We start from the raw sequence: 20,316 nt of genomic DNA, 5'->3' as shown, positions 1-20,316 counted from the left end.
GTTCTATAGTCTGTGGATCCATGGTGTTTCAAGCAGGCAGGACCCAAAAGCCGAAGAGGCGCATGGTTTCATTTCCAAGTATATCAAAAAACAAAAAAAGGCGCTAAACGTTTGTTTAGCTCCTTCAAGATAATGATTAGTAGCTGCTCCAATCCTCTTCCCCAGGATGGACCAGTGAGGCGCGAATGACATACACGAAGGCGCAGACCAGAACACCGGCGACAATACTCATGATCCCATCACTCCATCCATATATTCAAATTTAATCCTTTAAATTGAGGTTTTGTTTGTATATTTTAACATACATTCGCCAAAAAAACACCCGTTTTGTAAACGCTTTCTGACTTTTTTTGTACTGTTTGTCCGATGCGAAACATAAATTTTGGGTATACAGGTTCATTTCCATTGACCCATGAACAGGAAGGTGTGACTATGTCCGTAAAAAAGCTGGGTCTTCCGCTCATGATCGTTTCACTTGCCGCGCTCCTTCTACTCATGATGCTGTTCCCGGGGGCATACCTGGAATCCGCCTTGCGAGGCCTTGAGATATGGTGGGACGTCCTTTTCCCTTCCTTGTTCCCGTTTTTTATCATTTCGGAAATCATGCTTGGCTTCGGCGTCGTCCATTTGTTCGGGACGCTGCTCGACCCGCTGATGAAGCCGTTGTTCCGGATTCCCGGCAGCGGAGGATTCGTTGCGGCCATGGGTTACGTATCCGGCTACCCGATCGGCGCCAAGCTGACGGCCAAGCTGTGGGAACAGAACATGGTGACCAGGGACGAAGGCGAGCGGCTCGTCGCTTTTACGACGTCTTCGGATCCGATTTTTCTGATCGGAGCCGTCTCCGTAGGATTTTTCCATGACCCCAAACTGGCGGTTATATTGGCGATTTCCCATTACGGCGGCGGATTTTTGATCGGGCTGCTCATGCGCTTCCACGGGAGCAGGCACAGCCTGCCTGCGGCTTCGGGCAAATCGGCCCAAAACGCAAAGGATCGGCGCAGCCGGATTCGGCGTGCTTTTGCGGCGATGCATCATGCAAGAATGGAAGACGGCCGGAGCTTGGGCGAAATGATGCGGCAGGCCGTGGAATCCTCATTAAAGCTTATTATTGTCGTCGGAGGGCTAGTCGTATTCTTTTCGGTTTTTTTGGAGCTTCTGACCCAGGCCGGCGTGATGAGAAGCTTGTACCGGGTGCTGGAACATTTGCTGAGGATCGGGGGTTTTCCCGCTTCGCTGTCCGAGGCCCTTGTGGGCGGGCTTTTTGAGGTGACGCTTGGCGCCCGTTCCGCCGGAGAAGCGGCGGCTTCCATTCCACTGCCCTTCAAAGCGGCGGCGGCGGCGTTTATTTTATCCTGGGGAGGCCTTTCGGTTCATGCGCAAATCGCGAGCATCCTGCATGCCACCAATTTGCGCTACCTGCCGTTTATGTTTGCCCGCCTGATCCATGCCGTTTTGGCGGCGGCGCTTGTCCTGCTGCTGTGGAATCCGGTGATGGGCAAGCTGTTGCCTGCGCCTGCATTCCAGCCCTTCGTGCCGGACCCGGGGTTTGCGTGGGCTCCTGGCGCGTTCGCCGACCGGTTGGCGTACTTCTGCCTCTTGATCGCGTTCATTACCGCAGCCTCGCTGTTATGGACGTTCGTTCGCTCGATCTGGCGGCGGCTGCATGCGGAAAGGTGAAATAACGTTGTGTTATGCTCCGATATTGTTTATGATCTTTATATCCCCAAATAAAGGAGCTTAACTCTCTTGAGATATTATGTTCTGGATCGCGGTGATCAGTTATCCGTTGATTTAAGTGAGCAGTTCCACAAGATGGCGGCCAAGCACGGTTTTCGGCTCGATGCCGAATCCCCAGAGATCGTCGTTTCGATCGGCGGCGACGGGACGATGCTTCATGCTTTCCATACGTTTATCGACCATATTCCCGATATCGCTTTTGTTGGCGTCCATACCGGCCATCTCGGCTTTTACGCCGATTGGCAGGCAGACGAGCTCCCGCAGCTCGTCGAGCTGATGAGTTCCGCCAGCAACTCCGGCTCGGTCCGGCCGAGGATCGTGAAATATCCTTTGCTTGAGCTGGAAATCCACCGGAAATCGGGCAATACTTCTTATATCGCTTTAAACGAGTTTACGCTGAAAGGCATGGACGGCACGGTCGTCGCCCAGGTGGACATCAATGACCAGACCTTTGAGATGTTCCGCGGCGACGGGATATGCATCTCGACTCCGACCGGCAGCACCGCGTACAACAAAAGCCTTGGCGGCGCGATGGTGCACCCGACGATCGAGGCGCTGCAGATTGCGGAAATCGCGTCGATCAACAACCGCGTGTTCCGAACGATGGGATCTCCCCTGCTGCTGCCGAAACACCACCATACCGACATTTTTTCTCGAAAGGAACAGCGGCTGCTGCTCACGATCGACCATATCAACATTCAAGTGGACGATTTGATTTCGGTGCGCTGCCAGGTCGCGAAGGAAAAGGTCAGCTTTGCCCGTTACCGCCCGTTTCCGTTTTGGAACCGCGTCAGGGAGGCCTTCCTGGGTTAAAATGTAACGCGGCCTGCGGGCCGTTCATACATGGATTTCGGCAAAACGAAAGCGGCTCCCTATTGGGAACCGCCTTTTGCTTTTTCGGGCTTTTCTTTATCTTTATCCTTCTCTTTCGGCTGAACGTCCCGGTTCTTTTGCAGAACGAAGTAAGCACATCCAAAATTGCAGTATTCGTTAATGTAGTCCACCATGCCGGAAAAAGCGGTGTCTTTGGTGGCTTTAGGATGCTTATCCCGGTAAAATCCCTTCAACCGCAGCTGGTTGTAACCCCAGTCTCCGACGATGTAATCGTAACGGTCCAGCACTTCGCTGTAACGGTCGCGAAAGGCTTCAGGGTTCCAGCCGTTTTTATGGTCTTTCAGCAGCTCGTAGCTTTTTCCGCCTATCAGAATCAAATGTGCTCCCCCTGCCTTCCACTGCTCAAATGAATAAATTGATTTTATTTATGGCTTGCCGCCGATTTGACCTGCTCGTGGGCATGGTAGGAACTGCGGACGAGCGGTCCGGATTCCACGTGGCTGAAGCCTCTCTTCATGCCTTCTTCCTTCAGCTTGGCAAATTCGTCGGGATGATAATATTTTACGACGTTCAGATGCTGCGGCGACGGCTGCAGATATTGGCCGATGGTCATGATGTCGCAGTCTACGGCGCGAAGATCGTCCATCGCCTGCAAGATCTCGTCCCATTCTTCCCCTACGCCGAGCATGATGCTCGATTTGGTCGGAATATCCGGCTGCAGCTCCTTCGATTTTTTCAACAGCTCCAATGAGCGTTCATATTTCGCTTTCGCGCGGACGCGGTTCGACATGCGCTCCACGGTTTCGATGTTGTGGTTCAAAATATCCGGTTTGGCATCCATCACGACCTTCAGCGCGTCCCAGTTCCCCATAAAGTCGGGAATGAGGACCTCGACGCTGCACAGCGGCAGGCGTTTGCGGATAGCCTTAATCGTTTCGGCAAAAATCATCGCGCCTCCGTCGGAAAGATCGTCCCGCGCAACGCTTGTGACAACGCAATGCTTCAGCCCCATTTTTTCGGCGGCTTCCGCAACGCGCTCAGGCTCCTGCAGATCCAGCTCGGTCGGTTTTCCCGTGTTGACCGCGCAAAAGCGGCAGGCGCGCGTGCAAATATCGCCCAAAATCATAAAAGTCGCCGTGCGGTTCGCCCAGCATTCGTATATGTTAGGGCAACGCGCTTCTTCACACACGGTATGTAGTGTCTTCGAGCGCATCATGCTCTTGATTTCCTGATAATTGTCACCGGTTGTCAGTTTGATGCGAATCCAGTCCGGCTTTGGTTCCTTGACGGTTTGTTTAGGCAATGATCTGACCTTCTTTCGCTTCATGGTTTTACTGCTGCATGCCCCATATTATATCATGAAATACCCCAAAATACTTCCATTTCTCTACCCGGGATAAAATGACTTCCCTTGTATCAATCTAAGTTTATGACCGTTACGTCCGGAAACTTCGATAAAAGCTGCCAGCAGGAGGTTAACGATGAAAAAATCCGAATTCAAGCCGAAAAAAGCGCGCCGCTTGTTGATTAGCGCAACCGCCGCAGCGATTCTTTTCGGTACCGCGGCTTGTCCTGCTTTGGGGAGCCCCGATCCCGAATCCGCTACAACCGCCGAATCTTTGGACAAGATGAGCCGGGAGGACGTACTTGCCTCTCGAAAAAAGCTTTACGATAAAATAGCGGCGACCACCCGGATTCCATGGTACCGGATCGCCGCGGTCGACCAGTACGAGCATACGCTCACCAAAGCCCATCCGAAAGACCGCAGCCACCCGAAACGGCTGACCGGCATTTACATGAACGAACCGGTCTGGAGCGGGATGTTCAATCCCGACCGGAACGACAGCAACCCCCGTTCCATCAGCATCTTCAACGGCTACGGCAAAGACGGGTCGGGCGACGGACGCGCCGACATGAACGACGATATGGACGTGCTTTACAGCATGGCCTCCTATCTTCTTCGGCACGGTCAATCCGAGGACGACTTTGGCATCGCCTTATGGGAGTATTATCATAACGGCCGGTCGGTGCAGCGCATTTTGCAGTTTTCCAAGCTGTACGAAAAATTCCAAACCCTCGATTTGTCCGGACATGCCTTTCCGCTCCCCGTTTCGGCTTCGTATTCGTACCGGGACACGTGGGGCAGCGGGCGAAGCTGGGGCGGATACCGCATCCATGAAGGAACCGATATTTTCGCGTCGTACGGAACCCCCGTCCGCAGCACCTGCTACGGCATCGTGGAGCTGAAAGGCTGGAACCCGTTTGGGGGCTGGCGCATCGGCATTCGGGACCTCGATAACCGGTACCATTATTACGCGCATTTGCAAGGCTTCGAGAAAAGCCTCAATCAGGGCGACATCGTCACGCCCGGCCAAACGATCGGCTGGGTGGGCAGCTCCGGTTACGGCAAGCCGGGCACCCAAGGCAAATTCCCGCCGCATCTCCATTACGGCATTTACCGCGACAGCGGATTGGCCGAATGGTCGTTTGATCCCTACCCGTTGCTGCGCCACTGGGAGGCGGAGGAACGGAAGGCGATCAAGGCCAAAAGAAAAGCCGGCCGTTAAATTCAAGACACGCAAAAAATGATCCCCTCTTCAAGGCCGGGCATGGTTGCTTTGCCAGAGAGGGGATTGTTTTATTTGTGCGCCGGGCTTTCCCCGGTCTCGGCGTTCCCGGCGTTTTCGCCGGAATCTGTCGATGATCGTCCCGGCACCGCGGCCGCTCCCCCGCTTGGGTCCCCGGACCCGCTCTTGTGGGATGAAGCCCCTTGGCCGGCAATGCCGGGCAGCGCGATGTTCGGCGCATTGGCGCCGTTGCTGCCGATGGGTTGGCCCTGGCTGTTGTAGTAATACATCGGCACGTCCCCGACGACCATCAGATAGGAAACGGGAATTTCCGTATCGATCACCTCCGGCTCCATGTCGAACGGAATGACGACCGCCACTTCCACGGTGACATGGATGAAAACCTCGACCAGCACCATGTTGATGCCGGCGTCTTTTTCCCTCGTGTTCAGCTCCACTTTGACGGCCCCCTGCGGTTCGACGCGAATCGGAACGTTCGGGCCGAAGGAAGCAAGAATCGGGCTGCCCAGCGCCTGCCCCAGCGGGATGCTTTCGGAAAGCATATGTTTGTTTTGCAGCGTATTTTGCACGACTTTGAACGTCTCCGACGTGATTTTCATATGTTCGGCATAATTCAGCATAAAGCCGGATACTTTGCCGGAGGAGTCCATTTTCCAGTCGATCAGCTCTTCCGCGTTTTCCCCTTTGGCCACCTGCGATGCGACGGCTTCGTTGATGGCGTCCGTTCCGATTTGCTTCATGCGGATTTTGGCCAGATGCATGATCGGGGGTTTCATGTGGTTTTCCACGTACGCAAAAAATTGCAGAAGAAGAATAAGGCACACCAATATGGCGATCAGCCATACCTTCCGTCTGCTGCGCGGTTTATTGGCGCCTCTGCTTCGCCATCTCGCCCTTCTTCTCATGTTCGCCCATCCCTCCTTTGAAGAAGAGGTTGCCTACCTTACAGCATATGTCCCTGTCCACCGAAATAACCCACAAAGTCGGGCCGGGCCATGAAGCCCATGCCTTTTGCGAACGAGGCCGATCATTCTGTTCAGGCCCCTTCCGGTTTGCCAGGAAACGGGCTGCCGTTCTTTGATGAAGAAGGAATTTCATGCGCGAACGGGTATAATGGGAAAAAGGCTGCGTAAATTTTTTTGCGCGCCCGTATCCTTTAACGCCATCCCAAACGTTTATTATGTAGAGGCCTCTCAAGGAGAGTGATTAACATGTTAATCCATAAAGAAATGGAAGACGTTTACCCGAAACTGAAGCACTTCTGCCTGAGCGTGACCGGCAATCCTTGGGACGCCGAGGATTTGGCCCACGACTCCATGCTCAAGGCGCTGAGATTTTGCCAAAAGGACCCTTCAGGCAAACGAACGCCTAGCTTCCCGCTGTTGGCTACGATCGCCCGCAACCACTGGATTGACCAGCTGCGCAAAAAAGGGCGCGAAACGACGGGCCAGTCCGTAGACGAACCGTCCTCCGACAAACCGCTGGAGCTTTTGCTCAGCGGACTCGAGACGCTGATGGAGCGATTGACGCCCAAGCAGCTGCTTGCTTTCGTGCTGAAGGATGTCTTCGAATACAAGTTGTCCGATATTGCCGATGCGCTCGAAACGAGCGAAACGGCCGTCAAATCGCTTTTGCATCGGGCGCGCCACAATGTAAACGGAGAAGAGCTTCCGGAACCCCCCGCCTCCGCCCAGGAGTGGGAGCCCGTCGATGCGGATTGGTTCCAGCGGCAGCTGCTCGTTGCCATCCGCATGGAACAGCCCGAGCTGCTTAAGCGGCTGGCCGTCCAACTGCGGAAGGTCAAGCAAGCAGAACCTGCGCAACGGCGTGCGCATCCATCCGGAAGCGGGCCCATATCCCTTCGTTTACGTGCGGCGTAGCCCTTTCGCAAGGCTCATTTTGAATACCCGAAGGAGGCTGCATGCATGAACACGATTCCTTACGTCGTCGAGCAATCCCGTCTTGGGGAACGCTCGTATGATATATACTCCAGGTTGCTGAAAGACCGGATCATTTTCCTCGGTTCCGAGGTGAACGACCAAGTGGCGAACAGCATCATCGCCCAGCTGCTGTTCCTCGCCGCCGACGATCCGGACAAAGAAATTTCGCTGTACATCAACAGCCCGGGCGGATCGATCACATCCGGGTTCGCGATCCTCGACACGATGGATTACATCAAGCCGCAGGTAAGCACGATTTGCATGGGCATGGCTGCTTCCATGGGCGCATTCCTGTTCCTCGGCGGCGCCAAAGGCAAACGGTATGCCCTGCCGAACAGCGAATTTATGCTGCATCAGCCGCTAGGAGGCGCACAGGGGCAGGCCAGCGACATCGAAATTTCCGCCCGCCGGATCCTTAAAACGAGAGAAAAAGTCAACAAATTCATCGCCGAAAAAACCGGCCAACCGCTGGAAAAGATATATAAAGACGCCGATCGCGACTTCTTCCTTACCGCCCAGGAAGCCCTCGAATACGGGATGGTAGACAAAATCATTACGCAGCCGCTGACCTAAGCGCGAAAAAACAATAAGGCAAAAAGCGGTCCCGAAGCATGAATTGCCTCGGGCCGCTTTTTCTCGCGTTTAAAGCCAAATCAAAAAGAAAACCAAAAATTGCACGGATCCGGCGATCTCCATCATGCCGACCTTCATCGGCTTTACCGTTTTGCCGGAAAAAACCAGCGCCTTCGCCAAAGGGTAAAGAAACGCCAGGCACATCCACGGGTTCAAGGTGAACAACGGCAGCAGGAGCGCGATGACGTGGTACAAATGCGAGTAAACCGTCCAGCGTTTATTTTTTCGTTCCCGGAAAACCGATTTAACGAAAAATACGGTGCCCGTAAAATACAAAAAATTATAGAGCATAACCTCCAGCAGTTCCCTGCCCCAGGTCCCTCCGCCCAGCATGTAAGCCGCCGCCCCGCCGGTGCAGAACAGCAAGATGGCGCTTATATCGTTGGCGAACGCCCGCTCGGCTTTATGTCGGACATGCCATACCGGCACGAACACAAGGACGATCAGCACGGGGGCGAAACCGGCCAGCCAGGGATTCCATATCAAAAGCGGAACAAGAAAAATGGCCGCTGCCGCCGCATATCCGATCCCCCAGGAAAGCCATCTCCCGCGGTTACTCGTCTTTTTCAGCGATTGCAGCAGCGGATACGACGCCATGTACAGCAGCAGCCAGGCCAAAAACAGCGGGAGATGAAGGAGCGTCGGTTTGGCCGCAGACATGCCGGTGAGAAAAGGGACGCTTAGCATAGCCCAGCCGCCATGTTCCCTTGGAATGACCATATGACTTTTTTTCATCCTCATTCAGCCCCCGATATAAGACATCCCGATTTTCTTCCGATGAGAGGCCATGTGCTCCGTTCGTTCTTCGGAATACCTGTCCTCCCGCTTCTCCCATACGCTTATGATGGCTGCAAGCAGCTCGTCGTCCGAAGCGCCTGCGCGAAGCAGAGCGCGGAGGTCGAAGCCGGCCGAAGCAAAAAGGCATGCGTACATGTTCCCGTCGGAAGACAACCTCACCCGCGAACAAGCGGAGCAAAAAGCTTCCGAGACGGAGGAGATGAAGCCGACCTCGGCCCGGCCGTCTGTATAACGGTACCTCTGGGCCACTTCCCCGGGATGGTCGGGACATACCGGCTGCAACGTTGCGTCCCCGCCCAACCGTTCGAAAATTTCACGCTTCGTCACGACTCGCCCGAGGTTCCATCCGTTTTCGTTGCCGACGTCCATAAACTCGATGAAACGCAGCGTAATCCCCTCGGATTTGCAATATCCGGCCATCGGCACGATCTCGCGGTCGTTCACTCCCTTTTGCACGACCATATTGACTTTGACCTGAAAACCGATCTCCCTGGCCTGTTCGATATGGCGAAGGATGATGGCCGGCTGGATGCCGCGGCCGTTCATGGCGCCGAACAACTCGGGGTCCAGGGCATCCAGGCTGACGTTCAGGCGCCGAAGCCCCGCATCGTACAAACTTTGCGCCTGCTTTCCAAGCAGGAGTCCGTTCGTCGTGCAGCCGATATCCTCGATGCCCGGAATGCCCTTCAGCATTCGGATCAGATCGGGGAGGCCGCGCCGCATGAGCGGTTCGCCGCCGGTCAACCGGATTTTACGCACGCCAAGCTTGGCATAAAGGCCCGCGAGGCGCGCGATTTCGTCCCATGACAGCAGGCTTTCTTTTGGCAAGAACGCATAATCGTCCCCGAAAATGTCCTTCGGCATGCAGTACGCGCAGCGAAAATTGCAGCGATCCGTCACGGAAATCCGCAAGTCCCGCATCGGCCTGGAAAGCCGGTCTTGAATGATATTTGCCGCCATGGGCAGCCGCCCCCCTCGAATCATATCCGTCATTACCCCTGCAGCGGCAACCCCGTCAGCGCGGGATCATCCCGCCGGACATTGCCGTGAGGAGGCTGGCGCGTAATGTCGCTAAACGTGCCTACATAATGAACCACGTCCCCCGCATCATCCTTTACGGCGTTAATGGTTAACAGCTCTAAATACTCCTCGCCGTTTTTCCGGCGGTTCCAAATCTGTCCCTGCCAGCTTCCCCGCTCCATGATTTCGGCCCACATGCGGTCGTAAAATTCGCGGGATTGGCGGCCGGATTTGAGCACCTTGGGATTTTTGCCGATGATCTCTTCCTCCGTATACCCCGTAAGCTCCGTGAAGGCCGGGTTGACGGCATGGATTTTCCCTTTCGTGTCCGTCACAAGGATGCCCTGGCCCGTCGAGTTAAACACCTCGGAGGATACCGCCAGTTTATCCTGGTAATACATCCAGACCACGATGACCAGACTGGCTAAAGCAACCTGGGAAAGCGCCATGAAGCCGATGGAGTATTGACCCGTCACCGAATGGATGAAGGAAAGCATCAGCGGCGGGAAAAATCCGCCCAAGCCGCCCATCATGGACACGATCCCGTTGACGATGCCGGCCTGTTTGTTGAAATAAAGCGGAACCAGCTTGAAAATAATGCCGTTCCCTAGACCCGCCCCAACGGCGATGGTTAAGCAGCCGGCCGTATACAAACCGATGGAGGGCGAGAAGGCAAGCAGAATCGCCGCGATCGTCAGCCCGACAAAAACGGCCATGAGCAAAAACAGCGGTTTGAATTTATCCGCAAGCCAGCCGCCGACGGGACGCAAACAGGTGGCGACGACGATAAAACCCGCCGTACGCATCCCTGCGTCCACTTTGGAGAGCTCGAAATGCGACACCAAAAAGTTCGGCAGATAGACCGTAAACGCTACGAACGACCCGAACGTGATGAAATAAAACAGGGAGAAAAACCACAGCTTTTCATTTTTGTAGACCCCTTGGATTTGCTCCACGATCGGCGTTTTTATTTTTACTTCTTTACGGTCGCCCAAAAAAACGTTCAGGACGGCGAACAACAGCAGCAAAATCAAATACAGCCGGACCGTGCTGCTCCACCCGATCTGCGTGGCGATAACGGGAGCGGCAAACGTGGTGACGGCCGTGCCGATGTTCCCCATCCCGTAAATGCCGTTGACCAGCCCCAGCTTTTCTTTGGCGTAATATTTGGGCAGCGAGGTAACGCCGACCGAAAACACGGCCCCTCCGATTCCGAGGAAAAGCCCCCCGATGACCAGACGGGTAAAAGACGAAGCCGCGCTAATCAAATAGACGGGGAAAAGCAGCAGGATAAAGCTTGCGATAAATACGATCCTGGCCCCGACCACATTGGCGTAATACCCTAACGGAATCCGCAGGATCGAACCCAGAACGACCGGGATTGCCGTCAGGATCGCAAGCTGGTCCGCCGGAATGGATATATCCTCGCGGATGAACGGCAGAAGCGCGGAGATGATGACCCATACCATAAACCCCAGCACCAGATTCAATGTTTGCAGCGGCAGCTGCATTTTTTTGATCACGTCCATCACCTTTTTCAAACGTATTGAATGGCTGACTGTATTGATCCCCATGTCTTATTGTAAGTGCATGTATTCACAAAGGTAATAGGGAAGTTCCCTGAACCTTGCCGGGGAACTTCCCTATATATCGATGATGGTGAAACGGAATGGATTCAATTGAAGTATGGCCTGCACATTTTACGAGTTCGCGAAAAACCAACAAGAAGTTAAAAATCGAGAAGCTTTTTCTTCAGCGCATATTCCACCAGCTCCGGGCGGCTTTTCAAATTCAGCTTCTCCATGATTTTTGCCTTGTGAGCCTCCACCGTCTTGACCGAAACGTACAATTTTTCCGCGATTTCCTTGTTGCCGTACCCTTTGGCGATCAGCGGCAAAATCTCGATCTCGCGTTTGGACAGGCTGTTAAACGGATCGTTGTCCGCGCTTTCGCTGTCTTTTTTGATGAACTCCCGCACCAGCGAGGTCGCCATCTGGGGATGGATGTAGGTCCCCCCTTTATGCACCATGCGAATGGCCGAGACGAGCTCCTCATCGGGCGCGTTTTTAAGAACGTAACCTGAAGCGCCGTTTTTAAGGACGTGGAACAGGTAATCGTCATCGTCGTACATCGTCAATATCAAAATTTTCGTTTCCGGAAAGTCGGCGCTGATCTTGCCTGTTGCGATCAGTCCGCTCTCGCCGGGAGGCATGCTTAAGTCCATCAGAAGCACGTCCGGGCGATGTTTCGCCACCATCGCGTAAGCCTCCAGCCCGTCGGCAGCCGTCGCGACGACTTCCATGTCCGTCTGGTAGTTCAGGATCATGGAAAAGCCGCTGCGAACGACGGCGTGATCATCCGCGATCACGATTTTCATGATTCATTCGCCTCCCCCTCAAATGAAGATATCGGTATGCGGAGCTGCACGGTCGTCCCGCCGCCGGGAGCCGACAGCAGCATGAACTGCCCCCCGACGAGTTCGGCGCGTTCGCGCATGCCGTACAGTCCGAGGCCGGTTCCCTTGGCTTCGCCGGCATTCAGGTCGAATCCGACGCCGTCGTCGCGTACCGTCAGCAGAAGCTGGCCTTGTTCCTCGCATAACCGCACATGGACCTCGTCCATACCCGAATATTTCAGGGCGTTTAACACCGCCTCCTGGCATACGCGATAAACGACCGTTTCAATTTCGCTGCCGTAACGGGCGGCGGCCAACTCCGCGGAAAACCGGACGAGGATGCCGTAATTTTTTTCGATCCATTTGAAATGCGACCGAAAAGCGGCCTCCAGCCCTAAATCGTCCAAAGAAGAGGGGCGAAGCTCGACCGATAAATGCCGGATGTCGTCGAGCAAACGGGTAAGAGACGCCTCGGTCTGCCGTAGTTTATTGAGCGCATCTTCCCCGACGTCCATATATTTTAATACGCGCAGGTCGACAAGCGAGCTGAGCAGCTCTTGGGCTACGCTGTCATGCAGCTCGCGCGAAATTCTTTTCCGCTCGTCTTCCTGGGCTTTGATGACGTATTTCAGCATGTTCATCCGCTGCAGCATTTCCTGCGTCTTCTGCTGTTTCGTCAGATCGAGCAGCATCAGCACCCGGATTCCGCGGGACTCGTCGATCGTATGATAGCTGGCCGCATACGGGACGATCCCTTCGCCGCGCGTTTTCAAGTACACCTGGAACGAGGAAAATTCCCCTTGAGGGTAATCCAGATAACATTTGGAGCAGGAGATCAGATCCTTTTCATCCGTATACCCCTTGCAGGTTTGGCAAAAGGATTCATCCACGCCCGAGCGCATCCGCCGGATCACGTCGACGTCCAAAATGTTCTCCGCGGCCGGGTTCATGGCGATTACGTTGCCGTCCTCATCGATAAAAAAGATGGCCTCCATGCTGTTCAAGTACATCTTTTTGAGCAGATCGTGCAAATGCTCCTCCGTCATTTGAATCAAGGGTGCGCCCCCTCCTTTACGCGGAACGCTCCGAATTCCGTTTCAAGACCTTGCTGAAAAAGCTCGAACGAGGATTCATCCAGCCGATCCTCCGTCCGATACCCCGCAAGCAGCACGCCGACGACGCGTTTTCCCTCCCAAAGCGGAACGGCCCCCAGGCTTTTCAGCTGCTCGGCGACGATGATCGGATAATTGAACAAGTCCCTTGAGCTCAGGTCTGCCGCGACATTTTGAATGAGCATCGGCTTGCCGGTTTTGAATACGATGCCCGCAATCCCCTTGCCGGAATGAAGCACGATCCGTTTGTAACGTTCGTTCAAATTTCCCGAGGCATACTGCCAGGTTAACACGAACCGATCCTCAGCCGGCTGTACCCATGCCAAGGACACGAAATCGAATCGGAACCGTTCCCGAAGCTTGTCGATTTCCTCCTGATAATGAAAGCCCGGCTGATTGTTCATCGTCATAACTCCCCCGATGTAGAAAAGAAGGCCGTTAGCGCCTTCTCTCGTCTACTTTTTATCATGGCGGTCCCTTTATGCAGATTTGCGGTGCCTTCTATACAGGATATATCTTCTGCCCAAATAATTCAAAGGAACGCTCCACACATGGACAAGCCGGGTAAACGGCCATAAGGCGAAGATGCAAAAGCCCGCTAATACGTGTATTTGAAAACTAAGCGGAACGTCTCGCATCAACGAAACGTCGGGGCGCAAGATGAGCAGATCCCGGAACCAAACCGATATGCTCTCGCGGTAGTTGAAATCCGGCTGCGCCCAATTGGTAACCAGCGTGCTGTACATGCCCATAAACACGATGAATAAAAGCAGCGCATTGACGATCAAATCCGAGGCCGAGCTGAGCCGGCGCACGTTTTTGAACGTAAACCGCCGGGCCGTCAGCAGCAGCATTCCCGCCAAAGTCACCAGACCGAACGCCCCGCCGACGTACACCGCACCGATGTGGTACAGATGGTCGTCGATCCCCGCGGCCTCCATCCATGACCGGGGAATGCCGAGACCGACGATATGCCCGCCAATGACGGGAATGATGCCCAGATGGAACATCAGGCTTCCGAGCTTCAAATGTTTTTTCTCGATAAATTCGCTCGATTTGGCCGTCCAGTTGAATTGGTCCGTACGGTAACGGTAAACATGGCCGACGATAAAGACCACCACGCACATATACGGAAAAATAACCCACAGAAACTGATCCATCATCTTCATGATCCGGCAGCCTCCTGAACGATGCATGCTTTAAACGTGTCGCGCAGCCCTTGAATGAGATGGGAATAAGGGCTTTCGAGCTTTTTCAAGGCCTTAAGAAGATGATACGTACCGTCCTCCATCACGGCGACCACCAGATCCAGGCTTTCCGCAGCTTCCTTTTCCCGTCCCCTCCAGTCGGCCGCAAACAAAAATTCGCACATCAGCGGCAGGTAATCCGACAGCTCGGAGCTGTTGATATCCAGGCCGAACCGCTGATAGGTCTCTTTCAGCCCGACCAGCATCTTTCCGCGCTCCTTCCCGTCGCCGAATTTCGCGTAGGTCATGTAAAGCGTCGTTTCCTTTTGAAAATCGAACGTTTGAACGTACATCTCCTCGATGCTTTCCATGCTGTATTCGTGCATCAAATTCCAGAAGGTAAGAACCGAGGCATATGCCGGATGGGAGTAACCGATCGACTCCTCCAATACGAGCGGATGAAAATCAAGCTTCTCCGGGTACGTCAGCATCCGGGCGAAAAATCCGAACGCAGCTTTATGCCCATGCAGCTTTTCGATGTTAATCACGCCAGATCCCCCCGTAGAAGTTCTCCTCGTACAGCTCTTTGCCGGTTTTGCCCTGCGGGCTTGCCGGGCCGCATCCGCCGCATGCCGCGCCGAAGCCTTCAAGCCCTTGGGAGCGGTAGACGTCCATATGGCTTTCTTTATGCGACGTCGGGATGACAAACCGGTCTTCGTATTTGGCGATCGCCAGCAGACGGTACATCTGTTTGATTTGGGCGGCTGTCAGGCCCACCCGTGCCAGACGCGCTTCGTCAAACCCGGCCCCGGACGACTGCGCTCGCATGTAGGAACGCATCATCGCCATTTTTTGCAAGGCTTCCTTCACCGTCGCGGCGTCGCCCGCCGTCAGCAGATTGGCGAGGTACTGGATCGGCGTGCGCATCTCTTCGATCGCCGGGAAAATCATGTCCGGGTTCGCGATCGAATCCCTGCCTTCAAAATAGTTCATGATCGGACTCAGCGGCGGCACATACCATACCATCGGCAGCGTCCGGTATTCCGGATGAAGCGGGAAAGCCAACTTGTATTCAATGGCCAACTTGTAAACAGGCGAGTTCTGCGCAGCTTCGATCCATTCTTCCGTGATGCCGTCCTTTCGCGCCTGCCCGATGACGGCAGGATCAAGCGGATTGAGGAACAGATCGCATTGCGCCTGGTACAGATCCTTTTCGTCCGGCGTGGAAGCCGCTTCCTGCACCCGGTCGGCGTCATACAGCATCACACCCAAATACCGGATGCGGCCGGTGCAGGTCTCCGAGCATACCGTCGGCAGCCCTGCTTCGATTCTTGGAAAACAGAAGGTGCATTTCTCTGCCTTGTTCGTTTTCCAGTTAAAGTACACCTTTTTGTATGGGCAGCCGGTCATGCAGTAGCGCCAGCCGCGGCAAGCTTCCTGGTCCACCAGCACGATTCCGTCCTCGTCCCGCTTGTACATCGCTCCCGAAGGGCAGGATGCGACGCAGCTAGGATTCAGGCAGTGCTCGCACAGGCGGGGCAAATACATCATGAACGTCTGCTCGAAGTTGAACTTGATCTCTTCCTCGATCTTTTCGATATTCGGGTCCTTCGGCCCCGTTACATGGGCACCCGCTAGGTCGTCTTCCCAGTTCGGGCCCCATTCCAGGTCCATCGTTTCTCCGGTGACGGCCGATTTCGGACGGGCCACCGGCTGATGTTTCTTCTCTCCGGCATTGGTCAGATGCTCATAGTTGTAGGTCCATGGCTCATAGTAATCCTTCATTTCCGGCATATCGGGATTGTAGAAAATTTTGCCGAGCGCGATTTTGGACAGCTTGCTGCCGGATTTCAGCTGCAACTTCCCTTTATGGAGCGTCCAGCCCCCCTTGTATTTCTCCTGATCCTCCCACTGGACCGGATACCCGACGCCGGGTTTCGTTTCGACGTTGTTGAACCACATATATTCGGCTCCGGGCCGGTTCGTCCAGGTGCTTTTGCAGGTAACGCTGCATGTGTGACAGCCGATGCATTTGTCCAGATTCATTACCATGGCGACTTGCGCTTTAATCTTCAAGCCAATCCACCTCTTTCATTTTGCGGACAGCCACGTACACATCCCGCTGGTTGCCGATCGGTCCGTAGTAGTTGAATCCATAGCTGAGCTGGGCATATCCGCCGACCATCTGCGTCGGCTTGACGTGAATCCGGGTCGGCGCGTTGTGGCTGCCGCCACGTTCCTTCGTGATCTCGGAGCCGGGGACGTTGATATGTTTATCCTGGGCATGGTACATGTACATCGTTCCCTTGGGCATCCGGTGGCTGACCACGGCCCGGGCCGTCACGACCCCGTTGCGGTTGTATACCTCCAGCCAGTCGTTATCACGAATCCCGTTCCCCCCCGCATCTTCGTCGTTCAGCCACACCGTCGGTCCGCCCCGGAACAGCGTCAGCATGTGCAGGTTATCCTGGTACGTGCTGTGGATGTTCCATTTGCCATGCGGCGTCAGATAGCGGAGCACAAGCGTGTCTTTGCCGCCGGCAACCTGTTTGTCGCGAGGTCCGAACACCATCGGCGGCAGCGTCGGTTTGTAGACCGGCAGCGCTTCGCCGAACTGCCGGAAAATTTCATGGTCGATATAAAAATGCTGTCTGCCCGTCAGCGTCCGGAACGGCACGAGGCGCTCGATATTCGTCGTAAACGGCGAGTATCTTCTGCCCATTTTGTTCGATCCGCTGAACACCGGCGTCGGGATGACTTCCCGCGGCTGGGCGGTAATGCTCTGGAAGGTAATCCGCTCCGCGGCGCGATCCGCCGAAATGTCCTTCAACGGCACGCCCGTGTCCTTTTCGGCGGATTCCCAGGCGCGCTGCGACACCCGGCCGTTCGTAGCTGAGGAAATGTTTAATATGACATCCGCCGCGTTTCTGGCGGTATAGAGCTTCGGAAGCCCGCTTTTGATCGAATCGTCTTCATACGTCCCGTTCATGCGCTTCAGCTCTTCGTATTCCTCGGCCACCGAAAAGCTGACGCCGTGCGCCCCGACTTTGCCCGTTGCCAAATTCGGTCCGAGCGTAATGAATTTATCGTAAATTTGCGTGTAATCGCGTTCGACGACGGTCAGGTTCGGCATCGTTTTGCCCGGTACGGCTTCGATTTCCCCTTTGCGCCAATCCTTCACTTCCCCGTAAGGCTGAGCGATTTCGTTCACGGAATCATGCGCGAGCGGAGTGCTCACCAAGTCCTTGTATACGCCGGGCAGATACGTCTTCGCCATGTTCGAAAACGTCTGCGCGATCGTTCTGTAAATGTCCCAGTCCGAGCGCGATTCCCACAGCGGATCCACCGCCGGATTAAACGGATGGACGAAAGGGTGCATGTCGGTCGACGACAGGTCGGTTTTTTCGTACCAGGTCGCCGCGGGCAGAACCACGTCCGCATACATCGGCGTCGACGTCATCCGGAAATCGAGGGCCACAAGCAGGTCCAGCTTGCCCTCCGTATTTTCGCGCCAGACCATTTCTTCCGGCTTTTCGTCTTCATTCGGCTCCGAAAGCAGGCCGTCGGACGTTCCCAGCAGATGTTTCATGAAATACTCCTGCCCTTTGGCGGAGCTGGAGATCAGGTTCGAACGCCACACGAACAGGGAACGCGGGAAATTTTCGGGCGCGTCGGGGTCTTCCGCCGCAAAACGGGTTTCGCCGGAAACGATCTCCTGAAGCGCATGTTTTACGATCTCTTCGTTTGCGGTTTTCCCTTGTTTCGCCGCTTCTTCCGCAAAAGCCAGGCTGCTTTTGTTGAACTGCGGGTAGGACGGCAGCCAACCCAGCCTTGCCGCCAAAACGTTATAATCCGCCGGATGCCGGTAACGGATCTCCCCGCCCGTCGGCGATTTCAGGGAGTCTGCGCCCATCTCCTCATATTTCCATTGATCGGTGGCGAAGTAGAAAAACGAGGTCGCGTTTTGCTGGCGCGGCGGCCCCTGCCAATCCTTGGCGAAAGCGACCGTGGACCATCCCTCGATCGGCCGGCATTTCTCCTGGCCCACGTAATGGGCCCAGCCTCCGCCGTTTACGCCCTGCGAAGCCGTCAAAATGACGAGGTTCAAAATCGCGCGGTAGATCGTGTCGCTGTTGAACCAGTGATTGATGCCCGCCCCCATGATGATCATGGAGCGTCCGCCCGTATCGAGCGCGTTTTGCGCGAACTCGCGGGCAATCTGGATCAGGACCGAGGCTTTGACCCCGGTGATCTTTTCCTGCCAGGCAGGCGTGTAGAACGAATTGGCATCGTCGTAGCCTGCGCCTGCTCCTTCCGTGCCGCTTCCCGCCCGGCCGATCCCGTATTGGCTCAGCATGAGATCGTACACCGTTACGGCCAAACGTTCGCTGCCATCGGCAAGCCGGATTTTTTTCGCCGGAATATGCCGCTCAAACGTGCCGTTGGCGTTGTTATCGAAATATGGAAAATAGATCGTCTGCGGCTCTGCTCCCTGTGCTGCAACGGACATGGCCGGAGAAACGACGGAACCGTCCTTGCGTTCAAGCTTCAGGTTCCACTTTTGGTCCTGTTCCCAGCGCTGGCCCATCGTACCGTTCGGAACGATGATCTCTCCGGACGTTTCGTCGATGATGACCGGTTTCCATTCGGCGTGCTGGGACTCATCGCCCAAATCGCTTGCCCGGAGGAACCGGCCCGCCTTATAACCACCTTCGTATTCCTCGAGCAGGAGAAGAAACGGCATATCCGTATACTGTTTTGCGTAGTTCAGGAACATCGGCTCCTGCCGCTCTTCGTAAAACTCTTTTAAAATGACATGGGTCATGGCCTGCGCGACGGCTGCATCCGTCCCCGGATTCGGGGCCAGCCAATGGTCGGCGAACTTCACGTTTTCCGCATAGTCCGGCGCCACCGATACGACCTTGGTGCCTTTGTAGCGTACTTCGGTCATAAAATGGGCATCCGGCGTCCGCGTTAACGGCACGTTCGAGCCCCACATGATCAAGTAACCGGCGTTGTACCAGTCGCTCGATTCCGGCACGTCGGTTTGCTCGCCCCAAATTTGCGGGGAAGCCGGGGGCAGGTCCGCATACCAGTCATAGAAGCTGAGCATCTCGCCGCCAAGCAAGGATATGAATCTCGCCCCTGAAGCGTAAGAGATCATCGACATCGCCGGGATCGGCGTAAAACCGGCAATCCGGTCGGGGCCGTATTTGCGGATCGTATAGATTAACTGCGCGGAAATCAGCTTTGTGGCATCCTGCCAGGATACGCGCACATGGCCGCCTTTTCCGCGCGCTTGTTTATAGCTTTTGGACTTTTGCGGGTCTTCAGCGATGCTGGCCCAGGCGGCGACCGGATCGTCGCCATGCTCCTGCAAAGCCTCATTCCACAAGCGCCACAGCTTGCCGCGAATATATGGGTATTTCACCCGCAGCGGGCTGTATTCGTACCATGAAAACGAGGCGCCCCGCGGGCATCCGCGCGGCTCGAATTCCGGCATGTCCGGGCCGCAGGAAGGATAGTCGATCTGCTGGTTCTCCCAGGTGATGATGCCGTTTTTGACGAACACCTTCCAGCTGCACGAACCCGTGCAGTTCACGCCGTGCGTCGTCCGCACGACCTTGTCGTGCGACCAGCGGCCGCGGTACATATCCTCCCAGTCCCGGCTTTTTTCTTCAAGAACGGACCAATCGCCCGAGTAACTTTCCAATCGTTTGAAAAATTTGAGTCCCTGTTTGCGTTTCATCGGACGCTCCACTCCTTATGCATGAATGACAATGATCGGGGAATCAATATGTCGTCCATTCGGATACTTTTATTATGGAGGCCGCCCTCCGGGGTTCCTATTAGGGAAACTCCTATTTCCCCGCCAAAATTCCCTCGGTGTCGCCTATCCGCAGCATTTTGCATGGCATTCCCCAGCCGCCTGTTCATAAAAAGGGGCTGTCCAATAAGTCCCCAAAATAAAAAGTTGGTCGGAAAAACGTCATGTTTTCCGTCCAACTTTTTTTGTTCTGTCGCTTTTGCAGGAAAGTAGCGAGGCGGATGCCTGCCACCTTCAGTAGA

The 20,316-nt window shown here is 55.0% G+C and carries 18 protein-coding genes; 5 read left to right on the top strand and 13 right to left on the bottom strand.

The window, feature by feature from the left end; translation table 11 throughout:
- The first annotated feature begins 432 nt into the window (after positions 1-432).
- Both spoVV and KI367_RS13040 read left to right on the top strand, forming a co-directional pair.
- Entirely contained in the window at positions 433-1,680 is a 1,248-nt protein-coding gene (spoVV, locus tag KI367_RS13045) for a dipicolinic acid transporter SpoVV (protein ID WP_212950144.1), read from the top strand.
- Positions 1,681-1,749: 69 nt separating this feature from the next.
- On the top strand, positions 1,750-2,553 hold the full coding sequence (locus tag KI367_RS13040) for an NAD kinase (RefSeq protein WP_212950142.1): 804 nt from the start codon (positions 1,750-1,752) through the stop codon (positions 2,551-2,553).
- 59 nt (positions 2,554-2,612) lie between these two features.
- On the opposite strand, the gene KI367_RS13035 is transcribed toward KI367_RS13040, so the two are convergent.
- Both KI367_RS13035 and lipA read right to left on the bottom strand, forming a co-directional pair.
- Entirely contained in the window at positions 2,613-2,951 is a 339-nt protein-coding gene (locus KI367_RS13035) for a YutD family protein (protein WP_036708952.1), read from the bottom strand.
- A 44-nt stretch (positions 2,952-2,995) separates the two neighbouring features.
- Positions 2,996-3,901, bottom strand: a complete 906-nt coding sequence (lipA, locus tag KI367_RS13030) for a lipoyl synthase (protein ID WP_052146915.1) — start codon at positions 3,899-3,901, stop codon at positions 2,996-2,998.
- Between the two features lie 154 nt (positions 3,902-4,055).
- On the opposite strand from lipA, the gene KI367_RS13025 reads away from it, so the two are divergent.
- Positions 4,056-5,141 (top strand): M23 family metallopeptidase, encoded by a 1,086-nt coding sequence (locus tag KI367_RS13025; protein ID WP_036708947.1) that lies wholly within the window; start codon positions 4,056-4,058, stop codon positions 5,139-5,141.
- 71 nt (positions 5,142-5,212) lie between these two features.
- Here the strand turns inward: KI367_RS13025 and yunB are convergent, their stop codons facing one another.
- Positions 5,213-6,067 (bottom strand): sporulation protein YunB, encoded by an 855-nt coding sequence (gene yunB, locus KI367_RS13020; RefSeq protein WP_212950140.1) that lies wholly within the window; start codon positions 6,065-6,067, stop codon positions 5,213-5,215.
- Between the two features lie 306 nt (positions 6,068-6,373).
- Between yunB and KI367_RS13015 the strand changes: the two genes are divergently transcribed.
- Both KI367_RS13015 and clpP read left to right on the top strand, forming a co-directional pair.
- Positions 6,374-7,042: an RNA polymerase sigma factor gene (locus KI367_RS13015; protein WP_052147484.1), complete on the top strand. Its 669-nt coding sequence runs from the start codon at positions 6,374-6,376 to the stop codon at positions 7,040-7,042.
- Between the two features lie 45 nt (positions 7,043-7,087).
- Complete coding sequence (gene clpP, locus KI367_RS13010; protein ID WP_036715762.1) at positions 7,088-7,675, top strand: ATP-dependent Clp endopeptidase proteolytic subunit ClpP; 588 nt, start codon at positions 7,088-7,090, stop codon at positions 7,673-7,675.
- Between the two features lie 69 nt (positions 7,676-7,744).
- Here the strand turns inward: clpP and KI367_RS13005 are convergent, their stop codons facing one another.
- From KI367_RS13005 to KI367_RS12960, 10 genes are all read right to left on the bottom strand, one after another.
- Positions 7,745-8,470 carry a YwiC-like family protein gene (locus KI367_RS13005; protein ID WP_212950138.1) on the bottom strand — a complete coding sequence of 242 codons (726 nt, stop codon included), beginning with the start codon at positions 8,468-8,470 and terminating at the stop codon, positions 7,745-7,747.
- A 6-nt stretch (positions 8,471-8,476) separates the two neighbouring features.
- On the bottom strand, positions 8,477-9,493 hold the full coding sequence (gene moaA, locus KI367_RS13000) for a GTP 3',8-cyclase MoaA (RefSeq protein ID WP_212950136.1): 1,017 nt from the start codon (positions 9,491-9,493) through the stop codon (positions 8,477-8,479).
- Positions 9,494-9,525: 32 nt separating this feature from the next.
- Positions 9,526-11,076 (bottom strand): nitrate/nitrite transporter, encoded by a 1,551-nt coding sequence (locus KI367_RS12995; RefSeq protein ID WP_246536888.1) that lies wholly within the window; start codon positions 11,074-11,076, stop codon positions 9,526-9,528.
- Positions 11,077-11,282: 206 nt separating this feature from the next.
- Positions 11,283-11,930 (bottom strand): response regulator transcription factor, encoded by a 648-nt coding sequence (locus tag KI367_RS12990; RefSeq protein ID WP_036714615.1) that lies wholly within the window; start codon positions 11,928-11,930, stop codon positions 11,283-11,285.
- Positions 11,927-13,003, bottom strand: a complete 1,077-nt coding sequence (locus KI367_RS12985) for a sensor histidine kinase (RefSeq protein WP_246536887.1) — start codon at positions 13,001-13,003, stop codon at positions 11,927-11,929. Before KI367_RS12985 ends, KI367_RS12990 begins: the two co-directional genes overlap by 4 nt.
- Positions 13,000-13,464 carry a GAF domain-containing protein gene (locus KI367_RS12980; RefSeq protein WP_036714609.1) on the bottom strand — a complete coding sequence of 155 codons (465 nt, stop codon included), beginning with the start codon at positions 13,462-13,464 and terminating at the stop codon, positions 13,000-13,002. Before KI367_RS12980 ends, KI367_RS12985 begins: the two co-directional genes overlap by 4 nt.
- Positions 13,465-13,539: 75 nt before the next feature.
- Positions 13,540-14,229, bottom strand: a complete 690-nt coding sequence (gene narI / locus KI367_RS12975; RefSeq protein WP_036714607.1) for a respiratory nitrate reductase subunit gamma — start codon at positions 14,227-14,229, stop codon at positions 13,540-13,542.
- Positions 14,226-14,795: a nitrate reductase molybdenum cofactor assembly chaperone gene (gene narJ / locus KI367_RS12970; RefSeq protein WP_036714605.1), complete on the bottom strand. Its 570-nt coding sequence runs from the start codon at positions 14,793-14,795 to the stop codon at positions 14,226-14,228. The genes narI and narJ overlap by 4 nt, the downstream gene beginning before the upstream one ends.
- The gene (narH, locus tag KI367_RS12965; protein ID WP_212950134.1) at positions 14,788-16,323 is read right to left on the bottom strand and encodes a nitrate reductase subunit beta; all 1,536 of its coding nucleotides are present in this window, start codon (positions 16,321-16,323) and stop codon (positions 14,788-14,790) included. Before narH ends, narJ begins: the two co-directional genes overlap by 8 nt.
- A complete protein-coding gene (locus tag KI367_RS12960) occupies positions 16,313-19,996 on the bottom strand; it encodes a nitrate reductase subunit alpha (RefSeq protein ID WP_212950132.1) in 3,684 nt (1,227 codons plus the stop codon). The genes narH and KI367_RS12960 overlap by 11 nt, the downstream gene beginning before the upstream one ends.
- Positions 19,997-20,316 lie beyond the last annotated feature (320 nt).

The organism is Paenibacillus cookii (assembly GCF_018333375.1).
Taxonomy (GTDB): domain Bacteria; phylum Bacillota; class Bacilli; order Paenibacillales; family Paenibacillaceae; genus Paenibacillus_AQ; species Paenibacillus_AQ cookii.
Note: the sequence above shows the minus strand (reverse complement) of the source record. Positions and strands in the feature narration are given on the sequence as shown.